Origin of the sequence: Pseudomonas synxantha (assembly GCF_900105675.1) — a bacterium.
GTDB lineage: Bacteria > Pseudomonadota > Gammaproteobacteria > Pseudomonadales > Pseudomonadaceae > Aquipseudomonas > Aquipseudomonas synxantha.
The window spans coordinates 2,240,093-2,257,579 of sequence record NZ_LT629786.1 but is presented as its reverse complement, the minus strand read 5'-3'; the positions used below and the strand labels follow the sequence as shown (position 1 = coordinate 2,257,579).

15 protein-coding genes and 1 pseudogene are annotated in these 17,487 nt (G+C 60.7%); 4 read left to right on the top strand and 12 right to left on the bottom strand.

Translation table 11 applies throughout. The features are described 5' to 3' along the window. Positions 1–212: 212 nt before the first annotated feature. The 10 genes from BLU48_RS10805 to arnC all read right to left on the bottom strand — a co-directional run bounded on the left by BLU48_RS10805 (position 213) and on the right by arnC (position 10,920). On the bottom strand, positions 213–920 hold the full coding sequence (locus BLU48_RS10805) for an HPP family protein (RefSeq protein ID WP_057022336.1): 708 nt from the start codon (positions 918–920) through the stop codon (positions 213–215). A 165-nt stretch (positions 921–1,085) separates the two neighbouring features. Further along, positions 1,086–1,262, bottom strand: coding sequence for a type VI secretion system contractile sheath small subunit (locus BLU48_RS31685; RefSeq protein ID WP_124356124.1), 177 nt, complete (start codon positions 1,260–1,262; stop codon positions 1,086–1,088). A 331-nt stretch (positions 1,263–1,593) separates the two neighbouring features. Then, a complete protein-coding gene (locus BLU48_RS10800) occupies positions 1,594–3,216 on the bottom strand; it encodes an ArnT family glycosyltransferase (RefSeq protein ID WP_057022335.1) in 1,623 nt (540 codons plus the stop codon). Continuing rightward, the gene (locus BLU48_RS10795) at positions 3,217–4,599 is read right to left on the bottom strand and encodes a UDP-glucose dehydrogenase family protein (RefSeq protein WP_057022334.1); all 1,383 of its coding nucleotides are present in this window, start codon (positions 4,597–4,599) and stop codon (positions 3,217–3,219) included. Then, positions 4,596–5,009, bottom strand: coding sequence for a 4-amino-4-deoxy-L-arabinose-phosphoundecaprenol flippase subunit ArnF (gene arnF, locus BLU48_RS10790; RefSeq protein ID WP_057022333.1), 414 nt, complete (start codon positions 5,007–5,009; stop codon positions 4,596–4,598). The genes BLU48_RS10795 and arnF overlap by 4 nt, the downstream gene beginning before the upstream one ends. Further along, positions 5,006–5,353: a 4-amino-4-deoxy-L-arabinose-phosphoundecaprenol flippase subunit ArnE gene (gene arnE, locus BLU48_RS10785; protein ID WP_057022332.1), complete on the bottom strand. Its 348-nt coding sequence runs from the start codon at positions 5,351–5,353 to the stop codon at positions 5,006–5,008. The genes arnF and arnE overlap by 4 nt, the downstream gene beginning before the upstream one ends. After that, a complete protein-coding gene (gene arnT / locus BLU48_RS10780) occupies positions 5,350–7,005 on the bottom strand; it encodes a lipid IV(A) 4-amino-4-deoxy-L-arabinosyltransferase (RefSeq protein ID WP_057022331.1) in 1,656 nt (551 codons plus the stop codon). Before arnT ends, arnE begins: the two co-directional genes overlap by 4 nt. Next, complete coding sequence (gene arnD / locus BLU48_RS10775) at positions 7,002–7,886, bottom strand: 4-deoxy-4-formamido-L-arabinose-phosphoundecaprenol deformylase (protein ID WP_057022330.1); 885 nt, start codon at positions 7,884–7,886, stop codon at positions 7,002–7,004. Before arnD ends, arnT begins: the two co-directional genes overlap by 4 nt. After that, on the bottom strand, positions 7,886–9,889 hold the full coding sequence (gene arnA, locus BLU48_RS10770) for a bifunctional UDP-4-amino-4-deoxy-L-arabinose formyltransferase/UDP-glucuronic acid oxidase ArnA (protein WP_057022329.1): 2,004 nt from the start codon (positions 9,887–9,889) through the stop codon (positions 7,886–7,888). The genes arnD and arnA overlap by 1 nt, the downstream gene beginning before the upstream one ends. Beyond that, the gene (gene arnC / locus BLU48_RS10765; RefSeq protein WP_057022328.1) at positions 9,886–10,920 is read right to left on the bottom strand and encodes an undecaprenyl-phosphate 4-deoxy-4-formamido-L-arabinose transferase; all 1,035 of its coding nucleotides are present in this window, start codon (positions 10,918–10,920) and stop codon (positions 9,886–9,888) included. Before arnC ends, arnA begins: the two co-directional genes overlap by 4 nt. A gap of 411 nt (positions 10,921–11,331) precedes the next feature. Here arnC and BLU48_RS10760 point away from each other — a divergent pair, with 411 nt between their 5' ends. Both BLU48_RS10760 and BLU48_RS10755 read left to right on the top strand, forming a co-directional pair. Beyond that, positions 11,332–12,144 (top strand): M949_RS01915 family surface polysaccharide biosynthesis protein, encoded by an 813-nt coding sequence (locus BLU48_RS10760; RefSeq protein WP_057022327.1) that lies wholly within the window; start codon positions 11,332–11,334, stop codon positions 12,142–12,144. Between the two features lie 265 nt (positions 12,145–12,409). After that, on the top strand, positions 12,410–13,324 hold the full coding sequence (locus tag BLU48_RS10755; RefSeq protein ID WP_057022326.1) for a site-specific integrase: 915 nt from the start codon (positions 12,410–12,412) through the stop codon (positions 13,322–13,324). Positions 13,325–13,456: 132 nt separating this feature from the next. Here BLU48_RS10755 and BLU48_RS10750 read toward each other — a convergent pair whose 3' ends face one another. Both BLU48_RS10750 and BLU48_RS10745 read right to left on the bottom strand, forming a co-directional pair. After that, on the bottom strand, positions 13,457–14,314 hold the full coding sequence (locus BLU48_RS10750; protein WP_046068117.1) for an SDR family oxidoreductase: 858 nt from the start codon (positions 14,312–14,314) through the stop codon (positions 13,457–13,459). Between the two features lie 106 nt (positions 14,315–14,420). After that, a complete protein-coding gene (locus tag BLU48_RS10745) occupies positions 14,421–15,632 on the bottom strand; it encodes a multidrug effflux MFS transporter (RefSeq protein ID WP_057022325.1) in 1,212 nt (403 codons plus the stop codon). A 158-nt stretch (positions 15,633–15,790) separates the two neighbouring features. On the opposite strand from BLU48_RS10745, the pseudogene BLU48_RS32665 reads away from it, so the two are divergent. Continuing rightward, positions 15,791–16,546 (top strand): annotated as a pseudogene (locus BLU48_RS32665) (MCP four helix bundle domain-containing protein); the annotation flags it as partial. Further along, positions 16,541–17,404 carry a methyl-accepting chemotaxis protein gene (locus BLU48_RS32660; protein ID WP_414896210.1) on the top strand — a complete coding sequence of 288 codons (864 nt, stop codon included), beginning with the start codon at positions 16,541–16,543 and terminating at the stop codon, positions 17,402–17,404. The pseudogene BLU48_RS32665 and the gene BLU48_RS32660, both read left to right, overlap by 6 nt. The last annotated feature ends 83 nt before the right edge of the window (positions 17,405–17,487 follow it).

The window sequence follows — 17,487 nt, the reverse complement described above, 5'->3', positions numbered from 1 at the left end:
AAACTACGAGGAGGGCATCAGATACCCAGGTGATAGGGGCAGCTGCTGCTATTGATCCAAAGCCAGACGTTCCTTGTCTTCGCTACTGGTACAGCAAGGCCCAGACATCTTTTGAACTGCAGACAACTTCAAGTGCTATGTTGACTCTAGTCGTCAGCCGCCTGGTCGCAAGCGGCGCATTGCACCATCTGTCGCGTGGTGCGGATAAGGCCTCAGCCCACACGACTTGCCAGCACCTCGCCGATACTGCGTCGCCGCGCATGGACTTCGGCGGCATGTATCAACTGTTCCAGCTCCGTGGGCTCGACATCGAAGAACTGCTCCATCTCGGCCAGCGCCAGCTTGAGATCGGCGGCGGTAATGGCGGGATCGGTCACGGGCGCGTTGGTAATAAAGATCGGCGCAGGCTCGACAGGGCCTTTGGGGTAACGCGTGCGCGTGGCGTTGTTGTAGGCCAGGGCACAGGCCAGCAGGGCGCCGGCGCCGAGCATCACCGGCGCCAGCTCGTGCCAGCCCAGTGCGATAGAGGCCGGGTCGGCCAATACCAGGGTCATGGCCAGGCCACCGGCCGGTGGATGCAGGCAACGCAGCCAGCAGATCAGGATCACCGTCATGCCGGCCGCCAGGCAAGCACTGCCCAAGGTACGCCCCAGCACCCGTGCTACCAGCAACGCCACGATGCCGGCGCAGAGATAACTGCCCATGATCGACCACGGCTGGGCCAGGGCCCCGGATGAGACGGCAAACAGCAGCACCGCCGAGGCCCCAAGCGGGCCGAGCAGGTGCAGGGCGACCTCCATGCCGAACACTTGGGCACAGGCCCAGACACTGAACATTGTGCCCAGCGCCATGCCGATTGCGGCACGGCTCCATTCGGAGGGGCGGGTATTGATTGCAGCGGGTAACCAGCGAGCGAGCATTGAAAGACGGTCCATAAACAGCGGGCGAAAAAAAAGGCCTGCCTGGTTTCCCGGAACAGCCCTTTGAAAGTTCCAACACTTGGGGGAGGAACCTGCGCAGTGTGCCGCTGATGAGGCTTCGGCACCACTGCATATTAATGAGGTTTAAATGCAAAAATGATGCAGTCAAAAGGCATCGCCATAGGTAATCGGCCCGGCTGGTGTTGGCGTGGCCGTGCAGATCTTACCCAGCACACGGATGCTTACCTCTTCATTGAACAGGCGCGCCTGCAGGTCTTCCCGCAGCTTGGGGTCGTCTGCCAACGGCCCCTTGAGTGCCACCAACGCGTCGCGCAACTCCATTAAACGATCCAGTCTGGGTAAAGGTACAGTGAACAGTTCCTCTCGCACGGCATTGTCCTCTCAATGAAGTAAGCCATCGCGTGGGCAGCCTACAGCGTCCTTGTTGTCATGGAGTGCCTTGGCCCGATTGTCAGCAAATGAGCCCTGACAATCGGGTAGTAGATATTTAGTGCACGTGGCAGCGAGTCTACAGTCGGGTTCCAAGCGCAGGAAGGGAAAGTGCACCAGCCATTACGCAAAGGAATGTAGGTGTTTTCTTGGTGCCTGTGATGAAAGACGCCCACTGGCTGAAGAGTGGGCGCTCTTTCTTACGATGCCATGGGAAAAGCACTCAAGGCGCCGAAGTGGCTGCCAAATGCAGCAGTACATAAGGGGTCTTGTCGAACTCGCCGGTGAGCGTCGGCGTGATCGCACGCAGACGTGGATCGTCCAGCGTTTCAAAGTCTGCCAGGCTCATGACGACCCAGGCCGGTGCCAGGATCGGTTTCAAATCGACAGGCAATTGGGTAAATAACGGTACCTTGTCACAATCGTAATTAACCATGAACTTGATGGCTTTCGCGTCTTTGCCCAAGGCGTGCAGTACCAGCGGGGCCGGCTGCTGCAGGACCCTGGCCTTGACGGCAAGGCTGAACGTGCGGGTGTCGTACAGCCGGCGTTCCAAGGGCTCAACCACCATGATGTAGGTGGTCCAGAGCGCCAGCACGGCGGCCAAGGCGGGACCATAGTGGCGTAGTCGCGCCTTGAGCAGTGCCAGCAAAGCCAGGACCTGGAGCAGCCCGAGCACGACGAAGATCAGCTCGAGGCTGGCCAGCGGCTCTGGATAACGCCGCCGCGCCACCACCAGGCCAATCGCCAAAAGCGTTGGCAACAGCGTCCAGAGACCCAGTGTCAGCCCACGCAGCCAGGTAAAGAGACGGCCCTGGGAGACCTGGAAAGGGTACGCGGCGATGATGGCTGCAAACGGCAGCATCGGCAGGATATAACGCGCCTTCTTGGCCTGGGGCACCGACAGGCCCAGCATCACCAGCAAAGCCGCGGTCGCGCAATAGCACACCAGCTTCAACGCCGGGTCCGGCCCGCGCCGGCCGCCAATCACCACGGCCAGCAGCGCCAGCAATGCCAGCGGATAGGCCATGGCGTAGTTGCCCATGGAGCTGGTGAAGTAATACAGCACGCCGCTGGAGCCTTCGCTGCCGTCCATGCGTCCAAGGAACTGCATGCGAATTACGTCATGCATGAAGTCTTCGCCGCCACTGAGCTTGGCCAGCAGCAACAGCAGGCCGACACACGCCGCCAGCAGCGCCAGTGACAGCAGGCCGAAGCTGAACAGCTGGCGCCATTGGCGGTTGATCAGGTAATAGCTGCACAACACGCCAGTGGGGATTACCAGGCCAATCGGCCCACGGATCGCAAACCCCAGCAACAGCAACAGAAACACCCAATGCAGGCGCTTGGCGGCAGCGAAGTGATCATGGGCATACCCCAGGTAAAACACGGCCAGGGCCACGGCAGCGAGCATTTGGTCCAGGGAGACCGAGCGGGTTTCGCTGACAAAAGTGCTGCTGAGCAGCAACATCGCAATGCTCAGCAGGCCCCAGCGCGGCGAGTAGGGCGCGATCAGGCGATACACCAGCACCACGATCAGCGCCGATGCGAGCGCGGTGGGCAGCCACGCCGTCAGGCTGGTGACCTGGCCGAAGGGCAACGACAACAGCCAGGTCAGCAGGGTCGACGTCGCCAGGTAGTCGGCATAGGGCTGACCGTAGGTGGTGGGGAAAAAGCTTGGCCCATGGCGCAGCATTTCCTGGGCAAAGACCACGAAGCGCGAATCGAAGCCGATGATCGCCTGGTGCCAGTTGCCGGCAATGAACAGCATCAGCGCCAGCAGCCCAAGCCCCAGAGACTGGCGGCGGATCGTTGCACTCTGCAGGGACGGGAAAACCTTGTTCACCTAGCCGACATCCCTGACCTGTTCCACCCAGTTTTGCTGGGGAATCGGCAACTCGCAGGAATCGCCACGGCCGATGGGGAAATACTTGAAGCCTTTGCGTGTCAGGCGCTCACCGTCATACAGGTTGCGGCCATCGAAGATCACCGGGGTTTTCAGGCGCTGGTGAATCAGGTCGAAGTCCGGTGCCTTGAATTGCTGCCATTCGGTACACACGATCAGTGCGTCGGCGCCGCCCAGGGTGGACTCCGGGGTGCCCATCAGCATCAGCCGCGGGTCATCGCCGTAGATGCGCTGGGTTTCCTGCATGGCTTCCGGGTCGAAGGCGCGCACATTCGCGCCGGCAGCCCAGAGGGCTTCCATCAGCACTCGGCTGGGGGCGTCGCGCATGTCATCGGTATTGGGTTTGAAGGCCAAGCCCCACAAGGCGAACGTCTTGCCCTTGAGATTACCCTTGAAGAACGCGTTGATACGCTCGAAGAGCTTGCTCTTCTGCCGCTGGTTGATGGCTTCCACGGCTTCGAGCAGGTCGCTGGAGCAATTGGCTTGCTTGGCGCTGTGGATCAAGGCGCGCATGTCCTTGGGGAAACATGAGCCGCCATAGCCGCAGCCCGGGTAGATGAAGTGGTAGCCGATCCGCGAGTCGGCACCAATGCCCAGGCGCACTGCTTCAATATCGGCGCCCAGGTGTTCGGCCAGCTCGGCGATCTGGTTGATGAAGCTGATCTTGGTGGCCAGCATGCAGTTGGCGGCGTACTTGGTCAGCTCGGCGCTGCGCAGGTCCATGAAGATAATGCGGTCGTGGTTGCGGTTGAACGGGGCATACAGGTCGCGCATCACCTCACGCACTTCTTCACGTTCGCAGCCGATGATGATGCGATCCGGACGGCGGCAATCGGCAACGGCCGAGCCTTCCTTGAGGAATTCCGGGTTGGAGACGATATCGAAGTCCAGGTGACGGCCTGCAATATGCAGGTTCTTTTCGATATGGGCGCGCAGGGTGTCGCCTGTACCGACGGGCACGGTGGACTTCTCCACCAGGATCACCGGCTCCACGCGGTGGCGGGACACGGCGTCACCCACCGACAGCACGTATTTCAGGTCTGCCGAACCGTCCTCGTCGGACGGCGTGCCCACGGCGATGAACAGCACTTCACCGTGCTCGACGGCAAGTTTTTCGTCGTAGGTAAAGTGCAGGCGCCCGCTTTCCAGGTTGTCCTTGACCATCGCGGCCAGGCCCGGTTCAAAGATGGTCACGTGGCCTTTCTGCAGGGCCTCGACCTTGCTCTTGTCAACGTCCATGCAAATGACATCGTGACCGACTTCGGCGAGTACAGTGGCCTGTACCAAACCAACGTAACCACTACCAAATACACTGATTTTCATGGGGTATTCCTGGGACTTGAGGTGCTAGCACGACGAGAGTTGATAACCAGTACACCGAGGATGACCAAGGCCACCCCCAGGGTTTTTGAAAGCGAGAAACCTTCGTTGAACACCGGCAGGCTGGCGGCCAGCAGGTAAACCAGCGCGTAGCTGATGCTGAGCAACGAATAGGCGCGGCCAAGGGGCAAGTCCTTCAGCGCGCCGAGCCAGCAGAGCATCGACAGCGCATAGGCGCTGATCGCCAGGATCACCACGCCCAAGGCGCTGAGGTCGATGCTGTTGCTGGTGAAGGCTGCCAGCCATTCGGCGGGCAAGGGCAGGCGTGTCATGGCCCAGCGCATGCCCAACTGGGCGCCACTCACCAGGCCGACACTGCCAAGGGCCAGGGCCAAACCCCGTACGCGGCTCATACCTGACGCCCCAGCAAGGCGACACCGACAATCACCAGCGCCACACCCAGCCAGTGACGGCCATCGATGGGTTCGTGAAACACAAAGCGCGCCACCAGCGTGACCAGCACGAAATTCAAGCTGAGCATGGGGTAGGCAATGCCCACTTCCAGGCGCTGCAGCACCAGCAGCCACACCAGCAGGCCCAGGCCCAGGCACACCAGCGCCGACCATAACCACGGCGAGCGCAGTTTCAACGCCCAACCATCCGGCACGTCACGCCAGCTTTCTACGGCGAACTTTTGCGAGACCTGGCCCATGCAGGTGAGCAGGCAGGCTGTGAGCAACAGCAGCAGGGTGATCATGGCGCGACCTGCGGGAAAATCAGGATCACGATCTTGCCCTGTGCATAGCGCTTGCCATCGGCAGGCAGCAGCGCGAGTTCTTCCTTTTCGCCGGCGCTATTGACCCGCATCACCACGCCAACAGCGCCGGTACGCCGGGTTTGCTCCATCCATGCCTGAATCGCGTTGCGGTCCACCAGGCGCGGGGCCGTATCCGCATAAGTCAGGCCGTACTTGACCTCTCCTGAGGTGTTGTACAGCGTGATATCGGGGCGTTTCAGGCGCCATGACAGCGCTGAGGCGGCGCCAAGGTCATTGCTCAACAGGGCGACGGTGGGCTGCAACTCGTCGATGTGATCAATGATGAACTGGTCCGGGGTCTTGTTATAAACCACCGAATGGGGCAACGCCGCAGGCACCAGCACCACCAACAACCCACTGCCGATCAGGGGCGCGGCCCACAATGTCAAGGGGCGCGCCGCTTGCAGCAGATTGACGACGATCCAACCGAACAAGAAGGTGAACACCAAGACCAGGCTGAGGGTTTCCTCGCCGGGTTCGTACACCGGTTTCTTCAACTGGAACCAGCTGAGGGCCAGCAGCACCAGTACACCGATCGCCAGGTTCAACCAACCGTTGATGCGCAGGACGCGGCCGTGGCGCTGAGTGAGTTTGTCACTCAGGGTCGAGCCCATCAGGAGCGCCAGGGGCAACATGCACGGCATGATGTAGGAAGGCAGCTTGCCCTTGGCCAGGCTGAAAAACGCCAGGGGCATCAGCAGCCAGAGCAGCAGGAACGCCGTCTTTGGCACGCGTTTTTGCAGCCACGCCTCTTTGGCTGTAGACGGCAGCAGCGCAACCCATGGCAGCGCGAACGCTACCAGCAGCGGCAGGTAATACCAGAACGGTTCGGCATGCTGAGCGTCTTCACCGGCGAAGCGTTGGATATGCTCGTGCCAGAAGAAGAAGTGCCAGTAGTCCGGCTCTTGCAGGTGCACGGCCAACGCCCACGGCACGCTGACCACAATCGCCACCAGCACGGCCACAACGCCGAACTTGAACAATTCACCCAAGCGTTTTTGCCAGAGGGCGTAGGGCAGGGCGACCAATACCGGCAGCAACCAGGCCAGGAAGCCCTTGGTCATGAAACCCATGCCGCACGCGAAACCCAGCAGGGCCCAGGACCACAGTCGGCCACGCCGCGTGCTGCTGTCGAAGCAGAACCACAACGCCACGCCGGTCAGGTTGACCCAGAAGGTGAACTGCGGGTCCAGGTTGGCATAGCCGCCGAGCGCCGCGACACTGACGAAACTCATGTACAGAACGGTGCTGACCAGGCTTTTCTGCGGGTCGTTCCACAGCCGGCGAGATACCAGGTAGACCAGCAGAATGCTCAAGGCGGTGCTCAAGGCCGAGGCAAACCGTACGCCGAACAGGTTCTGCCCGAAGAGCGCCTGACCCAGCGCGATTATCCAATAGCCTGCGGCGGGTTTTTCGAAATAGCGGATGCCCATGAAGTGCGGTGACGCCCATTTGCCGGTCAGCAGCATTTCCTGGCTGATCTGCGCATAACGGGTTTCATCCGGAATCCACAGGCCATGGGTGGCCAGCGGCAGCAGATAGACCACAGCAAACGCCAACAGGAGCAGGGGCAAAGCCCAGCGGCGGATCATGCTTGCTGTACTCCGAGCCAACCCTCGCGGCCGCTCAATGCGCCGCGCACCAGCTGTTGCTGGGGCAGGGTGGCCACATCCGCAGGCAACAACTCACCCAGGGGTTTGAACTCGATGCCACGCTGCCCTGCCTGGGCGAGCAATTGGCGAAAATCATTGGCCATCAGAATCCCTTCTACTTCTGCGTGGATCGTGTAGACGTTGAGCTTCGAGGCGTTGAACCGATCAAGAATGAAGCTATTAAAGTCTGTGGCAGCCACTACCGGCCCAACGATCTCGTCGAAGGTCGGCAGGTCTACCGGAATTTGTGGGGTGCCCGCACTGCCATCGGCCAAGGTCGGGCGAAACAGGCTGGTGCCCCGGCAATCACTGTTGTAGCGAAAGTTGAACCCTTGCTTGGCTTGCACCACACGCTCATCGGCACGCCAACCGGCGGCCGCTGAACAATCCACGCGCTCACCAAGGATGTCGCTCAAGGTCTGTACACCGCGGCGAATCTGCTCGACCAGCTGCGCCTCGCTCCAGCGCCCGGCGTTGGCCTGCCAGCCATGGTGGTCCCAGGCGTGCAGGCCGACTTCATGCCCGGCAGCCTTGGCCTGGCGCATCAAATGCCCCAGGTCGCGGCCAATCGGCTTGCCTGGCCACGCAGTGCCGGCCAGCAGGATGTCCCAGCCATACAGGCCAGCGGCATTGGAACGCAGCATCTTCCACAGGAATTGCGGGCGGATCAGGCGCCACAGGTGACGCCCCATGTTGTCCGGCCCGACACTGAAGAAGAACGTCGCCTTCACCCCAGCTTCGTCCAGGGACTCGAGCAACCGAGGCACACCTTCACGGGTGCCACGGTAGGTATCGACGTCGATGCGAAGACCTGCCTTCATTATTTGGCTTCGTCAATAGACTGGGCGATTTCGAGCATGGCCTCGCGTAAGAAGAAATCCAGGGTGTTGCCGATGGTTTCGCTCATCTGCACGGTCGGCTCCCAGTTCAGCAGGCGCTTGGCGTTTTCGATGCTGGGCTTGCGATGCGCCACGTCCTGGTAACCGGTGCCGTAGAACGCTTTGCTTTCCACGTCGCGGAAACCGGCAAACGGTGGGAAGTTATGGCGCAGCGGGTGGGCTTCGAACTGACGCAGCAGCTCTTCGCCCAATTGGCGAATGCTCGCTTCGTTTTCCGGGTTGCCGATGTTGATGATCTGGCCGTTGCAGGCATCGTTGTCGTTATCGATGATGCGGGCCAGGGCTTCGATGCCGTCGGCAATGTCGGTGAAGCAACGTTTTTGCTCACCACCGTCGAACAGGCGGATCGGCGTGCCTTCCACCAGGTTGAGGATCAGCTGGGTGATGGCGCGCGAGCTGCCGATACGCGCCGAGTCCAGGCGGTCCAGGCGCGGGCCCATCCAGTTGAAGGGACGGAACAGGGTGAAGTTCAGGCCCTTGTCGCCGTAGGCCCAGATCACGCGATCCAGCAGTTGCTTGGACACCGAGTAGATCCAGCGCTGCTTGTTGACCGGACCGACCACCAGGTTGGAGGTGTCTTCGTCGAAGTACTGGTCCTGGCACATGCCATAGACTTCGGAGGTCGATGGGAAGATCACACGCTTGTTGTACTTGACGCAGTAGCGCACCAGCTTGAGGTTTTCTTCGAAGTCCAGCTCGAACACACGCAGCGGATTACGGGTGTATTCAATCGGGGTGGCGATGGCCACAAGGGGCAGGACCACGTCGCATTTCTTGATGTGGTACTCGATCCACTCCGAGTGGATGCTGATATCGCCTTCAACGTAGTGGAAGTTGGGGTGGCTGCGCAGGCGCTCGATGGCGTCGGAGCCGATGTCCAGGCCGTAGACCTCGTAACGGTCGTCGCGCAGCAGGCGCTCGGACAGGTGGTTACCGATGAAACCGTTTACCCCCAGGATCAGCACGCGGGTACGGCGTGGCTTGCGCCCGGACTCAGCGCCGCGCAGTACGGAACCGTCCACCAGGCCCAGCTCATCGGCCAGGGCCGGGCCGGCCAGGTACAGGCCATTTTCATTGCGCTGGCCGAACTGGATCACCAGGGAGTCTTCGCCGCAGGCAATACGCAGCGGGCTGACGCTGATCACGCGACCTGGCGCCAGGCCTTCGTTGCCCTTGACCACCTCGGCTTGCCAGACGATCAGCTTGTGCTCGCCGACGGCGCAAAAGGCGCCCGGGTACGGCTGGGTCACGGCGCGAACCAGGTTGAACAGGGTTTCGGCTGGTTGTTTCCAGTCCAGCTTGCCATCGGCGGCGGTGCGGCGGCCGAAGTAGGTGGCTTGGCTTTCATCCTGGGCGGTTTCAGCCAGCTTGCCCTGGGCCAGTTGTGGCAGCGCATCGCGCAGCAGAGTAGCGGCGGCATCACGCAGCTTGGCGTGCAGGCTCAGGCCGGTATCGGTGCGTTCGATGCTGATCTTCTGCTGGGCCAGGATGGCGCCGGCATCGGCACGCTTGACCATGCGGTGCAGGGTGACGCCAGTTTCAGTCTCGCCGTTGACCAGCACCCAGTTGGCCGGTGCGCGGCCACGGTATTTGGGCAGCAACGAGCCGTGCAGGTTGAACGCGCCTTTGCCGGCGGTGGCCAACAGCGCTTCGCTGAGCAGGTTGCGGTAGTAGAAGGAGAAGATGTACTCCGGGTTCAGCTTGGCGATGCGTTCGATCCACAGGGGGTGGTTGGCGTCTTCCGGGGCGTGTACCGGGATGCCATTGCGTGCGCAGAGCTGGGCGACGGAGCCGTAGAAGTTGTTTTCCCTGGGGTCATCGGCATGGGTGAACACGGCAGCAATTTCGTAACCCGCACTGAGCAGGGCTTCAATGCCTGCACAGCCAATATCGTGGTAAGCGAAGACAACAGCTTTTGAACTCATGACTGGACCTGATCGGAAGGAGAAGTAGAAGTATGGGAAGACACCAGGCCGTCTACCACGACGACTGGAGCCGGTGCTGCCGGCTGGTTGCGCAGCACTTTTTCAATAAAGAAGCGTGGGCGGGCGCGTACATCGCTGTACATGCGGCCCAGGTATTCACCCAACAGGCCCATGCCGATGAACTGGCCGCCGGTGAACACAAACAGCACGGCGAACAGCACGAACAGGCCGTCACCGGCCCAGTCGGCGCCGAAAGCCAGGCGCATGATGATCAGTGCGAAGGCAAACAACACACCCAGGGCCGCCAGGCTGAAACCAACGATGGACAGCAGGCGCAATGGCGTGGTGGTCATGCAGGTCAGCAAGTCGAACATCAGGCTGATCAGGCGCATGGCGCTGTATTTGGATTCGCCGTGTTCACGCTCGGCATGATGCACGAGGATTTCCGTGGTGTGGCGGGCGAAGCCGTTAGCCAGGATCGGGATAAAGGTGCTGCGTTCACGGCAGGCGAGCATGGCGTCGACGATGGTGCGGCGGTAGGCGCGCAACATGCAGCCGTAATCGGTCATGGCCACGCCGGTAGAGCGTTGCACGGCGAGGTTGATCAGCCGCGACGGCCAGCGACGGAAGGCGGAGTCCTGGCGGTTGTTGCGCACGGTGGCGACCACGTCGTAGCCCAGGGCGGCTTGTTCCACCAGGCGCGGGATTTCTTCGGGCGGGTTCTGCAGGTCAGCGTCGAGGGTAATCACCACGTCTCCACGGCACTGCTCGAAGCCGGCCATGATCGCGGCGTGCTGGCCGTAGTTGCGATTGAGGATCACCGCTACTACATGGCTGCCTTCTTCAGCGGCGGCGTCTTCGAGCAGTTGGGCCGAATCGTCGCGACTACCGTCATCTACCAGGATGATTTCGTATTCGTAGGCCAGTTGCTTGCAAGCTGCGGTGGTACGACGCAGCAATTCGGGCAGGCTCTCTTGTTCGTTGTAGACCGGGATAACGATCGACACGCAATGAATAGGGTAGGGTTTCAAAGTTTCATGACCTCGGGCTGGAGCAACTTGACGCGTGAAAACAGCAGCAATTATTGGGCAAAACTACAGCCCGCAGACTACAAGGCGGCGCTAAAGATAAAGCGTAATCAACAGGTTAGTCGACAAACCGCGGATTGCTCTGAAGTACTGCCTACAAGGTTAAGCGCAAAAATGTGCAACGAATATGAAAGGCGGATGAAAAACTCGTTTATTTGACAGGTAGACAGCTAGGGTTCAGCTAAGTAACTAAGGCATTACAAGTACAGCGGCGTGGGCAAGATGGGAGCGCCCGACAGGGAGTTTGGTTCAATTTTGGCACGACGGCTCGACCGATCAGGCTTATTCAACAATCTTCTCTGCATTGGCGCTCAAGTGCCGGTAAAGTAAGCCATCTCTTGCCAGGGTACTCGGATGAATAGCGTGCAACTTTTATGCGGCCAGTTGCGGCCCGCGCTGATGGGACTGTTGATGACGGTGGCCTGTGTCACCAGTGTGCGGGCCGATGACGGCGTCGCACTGACCAGCATCGAGCAGGTGCCGGAAGGCGTGGAAGTACGCGGTAAACAGGTCGCTGCCTACACCTGGGATGACCGCCAGGGCAAAAACCTGCTGGTGCTTGCCGAACAGGTCAGCGAGCGGGACGACGATGGTACTCAGTCGGCCTTCATCTACGCGGCGCAGTACCTGCTGGGCGGCGACCGGCCCAAGCGTGTGTGGATGCTGTACGACGACGTGCAGCACTGCGAATTCGACGCCGGGCTGCGCTTTGACCGCGCCGCCACCAAGGTCACCGACCTGCTGGGCGACGGCAACACCCAGGCCACGGTCGGCTATTCGCGTACCTGCACCAGTGATGTCAGCCCTAACGAATTCAAGCTGATCATGCACGTCGGCAAGTCCGAGAAGTACCGCCTGCGAGGCCTCGACCGTGTGGGTGCCAGTTGGTGGGATGAAGACGCCGGAGCCTTGCGCGGCATGCCATTGCCCACCGACTGCAGCGTCGCGGCCCAGCAGGCGCTGGTCAGCCAATACAAGGAGCAGGGCACCGAACTGCCGCTGCCAGGCTGCTATGGCGACGAGAAAGACTTCGCCAAGGCGCCGGACGGCTACCTCACCTTCATGCGCAAACATTGGTTCGCGCTGATGCAGCAGCAGGATGCCGACTGGAGTCAGTCCATGGCCCAGCCTCAGGCTTCTGGCGAGGAGGACGCCGCGGAGCCGTGATACCCTGATATTCGCCGCTCAAAATGTGGGAGGGGGCTTGCCCCCGATGGCGGCGGGTCAGCCACAGATGCATTCACTGACACGCCCTCATCGGGGCATGGGTATCTACCGGGAGCAAGCCCCCTCCCACACAGTCCAGTTGCGTACCAGAAGTTGTGTAGATAGCCATGCCGATCATGGGTTAGACTTTGCCTTCGCCAATTCACTAAATATATCGATTAATCAATAGGTTGAACGATTTATTTAATCCAAAGGCTGATCTACCTTGACTGAGTCTATCCGCAACCCACTGACCCTCTATCTCACCCGCCTGGCACCTTCCAGCCAACTGACCATGCGCTATGTGCTGCAGGATGCCGCCGATCGCCTGGGCTTCGAGGACATCAACCTCGAAGAGATCGACTGGCACCTGCTGCAACCCGAGCATGTGATCGCCCTGGTCGCGGCGTTGCGCGAGGACGGCTACGCGCCGAATACCTCGTCGCTATATGTCAATGCCGTACGCGGCGTGATGAACGAAGCGTGGCGCATGAGCTTGATCAGCCAGGACCACCTGTTGAAGATGCGCTCGGTCAAGGCCGCACCGGGCACACGCCTGGGCCAGGGCCGTAACCTGCGTCGCACGTTGATCCGCGAGATGCTCGAGGTCTGCGCAGCCGACCCTCGCCCCCAGGGCCTGCGGGACGCCGCAGTGATCGGCTTGCTGTATGGCTCGGGCATGCGCAAGTCAGAGTCGGTCAACCTTGACCTGGCACAGATCAATTTTGACGAACGCAGCCTGCGCGTGATCGGCAAGGGCAACAAGGAGCTGATCAAGTACGCGCCGGATTGGGCGTTTGCCAAACTACGGACCTGGCTGGAATTTCGTCGCGGGCAACTCAAGGAAGGCGAACAGGACGACAGCTTCCTGTTCAACCGGATTCGCCGGGGCAGCCATATCACCCGCGAACGCATCACCAAACATGCGATTTACTACATCGCTCGCCAGCGCGGCGACCAGGTGGGGGTGAAGATCATGCCCCATGACTTCCGCCGCTCGTTCATCACGCGGGTGATTGAAGAGCATGATTTGTCGATTGCACAGAAGTTGGCGCATCACACCAATATCCAGACCACCGCCAGCTATGACGTGCGTGACGACAACGAGCGGCGGCGGGCGGTGGATCGGTTTGATTTGTAGCCTCAGGATCAATGAAGATCAAAATGTGGGAGGGGGCTTGCTCCCGATTAGCGATGGACCAGCTACACATAAGCTGACTGACACACCGCTATCGGGGGCAAGCCCCCTCCCACAATTGGTCTTTCAGAGGGCTCAGAGAATCGGCTTGCCGCCAGTCACCGCATAGCGTGATCCAGAGATATAGCTGGCCTCATCCGAAGCCAGCAACACATAGATCGGCGCCACTTCCACCGGCTGCCCTGGACGTCCCAGCGGGGTTTCGCCGCCGAAGTTTTTCACGTCCTCATCGGTCATGGTCGCGACGATCAATGGCGTCCAGATCGGGCCCGGCGCCACGCTGTTGACGCGGATGCCCTTGTCACCCAGCAACTGCGCCAAGCCACCGGTAAAGTTGGCAATCGCGCCTTTGGTGGCAGCGTAGGCCAGCAGTGTTGGCTTGGGCATGTCCGAATTGACCGAGCTGGTATTGATGATCGAACTGCCGGCCTTCATATGGGGCAGGGCCGCCTTGCAGATGCGAAACATCGCGGTGATGTTGATATCGAAGGTCTTGACCCATTCTTCATCCTCGATCTCTTCGAAGGTTTCGTGAGTCATCTGGAAGGCGGCGTTATTGACCAGGATGTCGATACGCCCAAACTGTTCGACGGTCTTGTCCACCAATGCCTGGCAAGTGGCTTTTTGCGCGATATCGCCAGGCAGCAGCAGGCATTGGCGACCGGCTTCTTCAACCCAGCGCGCGGTTTCCTTGGCGTCGTCGTGCTCATCCAGGTAAGCAATGGCCACATCGGCACCTTCGCGGGCGAAGGCAATGGCAACGGCGCGGCCAATGCCGCTGTCGGCGCCAGTGATGAGGGCAATTTTATTGGCCAGGCGGCCGGAGCCCTTGTAGCTCTGTTCGCCACAGTCGGGGTACGGATCCATTTTTTTCTGGGAACCCGGCACGGCTTGGGCTTGAGGGGCGAAAGGCGGGCGTGGATAGTCAGTCATTTCAGTCTCCATAGGTTTCCAAAGGTGCTATGGAGTTAGTAATTACGTGGCCGGCGATAGTTGTAATGGATGCCCGCAAGGCCCGACGAATGGTTGGCGTCAAGCCTCAGGAGGAGGGCGGGTCGCTGGAGACCAGGTGCGCCGGCAAACGGCGTAAGGTCCACAGCGTGGTGAGCATTGCGGCGAGCGCACACAGCGCGATGCCAATCAACATCGGCGCCGGGGTATGGTCGGCGAATATTCCCACCAGGGTCATCGCTACGGCGGCAGTGACCATCTGGATGGCGCCCAGCAGCGCCGATGCAGAACCTGCCACTGCGCCATGATCTTCCAGCGACAGCACCCCAGCCGCCGGTAGCAGCAGGCCGAGGCAGCCAAACCCGGTAAACAGCAGCCCCATCATCAAGACCAGGCTGTCACCCCATAGGGTGGTGGCCGCCAGCAGGGCCATGATCGCGGCTACGCCCATCACCGACCAACGGATCAGTGGCGCCAGGCCGAACCGTGCGCTCAGGCGTGCGGTCAGCTGGCTCATGGCGAAGAATGAAGCCGCGTTAAGGGCAAAGCACAGGCTGAATTGCGTCGGAGTCAGGCCGAAATACTCGATGTACACGAAGGGCGCACTGCCGATAAAGACGAAGAAGGTAGCGAGGCCGAAACCGCAGACCACCGACAACCCTGTGAATACCGGATCGCGCAGCAGCGCTCCGTAGCTGCCAAACGCATTGCCCAGGGTCTTGCCCAGGCGACGCTCGGCTGGATGGGTTTCCGGCAGTTGCACGATGGTCATCACCAGGCACAGCACGGCCACCACCGCCAGCACCGCAAACACTTCGCGCCAGCTCCAGATCGAAATCACCAGGCTACCGGCCAAGGGCGCGAGGATCGGCGAAACACTCATCACCAGCATCAGCAAGGCCATCAGCCGCGCGGCTTCATGGCCGGTGTACAGGTCGCGCACAATCGCCCGCGGGATCACCATTCCCGCGCAGGCACCGAATGCTTGCACAGCACGAAAGCCGATCAGCACTTCGATGGTCGGCGCGAGGGCGCAGCCGATACTGCCGATGGTAAAAATCACCAGGCCCACATAGATCGGCAACTTGCGCCCGAATACATCGCTGATCGGACCGTAGAACAGCTGGCACACCCCGATGATCATGAAGAACACCGTCAGGCTCATTTGCACGGCGGCCGGCGAGGCCTGGAGGCTGGCGCCGAGGGTCGGCAGCGCAGGCAGGTAGATGTCGATGGCAAACGGGCCAACAGCGGTGATCAAGCCCAGCAGCAGGGCGAGGTGGGCAATACTTCGAGACATGGGTAGATCCGGGGCGCAGCAAAGGTCGGTTAGCTTAAGGGATCGGTGCAAATCCGCAAACTTAGGCTTCACTAACCAGAGACTCTGGCCGATAACGGTAGCAGGGGCGGTCAAGCGGTTGGGTTCCCAACCGGCAGTCCAGGTACGGGGATACGAGCATGACGATCAAATTGCGCTTGATGTTGTTGATTGCGACCGGATTGCTCACTGCGTTGGTCATGAGCGTGGCCGGTTACCTGGGAAATAACCGGATGGGGGCAGCGGTTGAGGACAGTGAAGTCAGCATGACCGTGCTGCGTAATCACATGGAAGCGGACATGATGCACGACGCCCTGCGCGCCGATGTGTTGTCGGCCATGCTGGTGGGCCTGGGTAAAAGCAACAGCACCCCGGCCGAGGTCAACACCTCACTCAAAGAGCATGCCGAGCACTTTCGCCAAGTGTTGGCGGACAATTTCAAGCTGCCGCTGGACGACGACATCAGGGCAAGCCTGGAAAAAATCAAACCCAGCCTTGACACCTATATAAGTGCGGGCGAGCGCATCGTCGCGCTGGCCCTGAGCAATCCCGAGACGGCTCGTGGCGAGCTGGGTACCTTCAATGCCGCGTTCAGTCAGCTGGAAGATCAAATGGCCACGCTGAGCGAGCTGATCGAAACCAATACCCAACGCACCAGCACCAGCACCCGGCAGACCATCCGCAACGCCGACTGGACCCTCGGCGTGGTGTTGATTGCCAGCCTGCTACTACTGCTCGCGCAAGGACGCTGGGTGACCCTGAGCATCATGGGACCACTGCAAACCGCCAGCCGCATCGCCGCGAGCATCGCCCGGGGCAACCTGAGCGAGCCGATTGTGGAGCCGCGTCGCCAGGATGAAGCCGGCTTGTTGATCAGCAGTCTGTCTACCATGCAGCGCGACCTGCGCGGCATGATCGAGGTGGTGCGCAGCAACGCCCATGGCGTCAATGGCATGAGCGAGCGCCTGAGCCAGGGTTGCCATGAAGTGGCCGACAGCAGCCAGCAACAAAGTAGCGCTGCCAGCGCCATGGCGGCGGCCGCAAGTGAGATGACCGCCAGCATCGAGGAAATCACTCGCCACGCCGGGCGCGCCCTCGACATGGCCAACCAGGCTGAAACCCTGGCCAAGGACGGTGGCCGTGTCATTCACCAGGTGGTCAAGGATATGGACGGCATCGCCCGTTCAGCGCAGCAGTCGGCCCAGGTCATCCGCACGCTGGATAAGGAGTCCGAGGCCATCTACAGCATTATCCAGGTGATCAAAGGCATTGCTGACCAGACCAACCTGCTTGCCTTGAACGCCGCGATCGAGGCCGCCCGTGCGGGTGAGCAGGGGCGCGGTTTTGCCGTAGTGGCCGACGAGGTGCGCAGCCTGGCGGGACGCACCAGCGCATCGACCCAGGAAATTGCCAGCATGGTCGGGCGTATCCAGCAAAACACCCGTGAGGCGGTGACCAGCATGGAGGAGGGCGTCTCCCAGGTGGACAAAGGCATGGCCGTGACCGCTGAGGTGGAGCGAGCTATCCGCGACATTCTTCAGGCCACCTTGAATACCACCGAGTTGGTTAACGATATTTCGCGCACCATCAGTGAACAGAGCCTGGCCAGCAACGAAATCGCCCATCAGGTGGAAATGATTGCCGGCATGTCGCAAAACAACAGCCGCGTTATTGGTGAAACCGCCTCGACCACTGATGAATTGGCCGGTTTGGCGAGTAAATTGTCGCAGTCCGTGGATCGGTTCAGCCTTTAGCACAGGCGTTTTTTTGGCCGGCTCCTTGTGGGCCGGTTTTTTTTTGCGTGAATTCCATCCTTCAACAACGGCTCAAGGCCGCG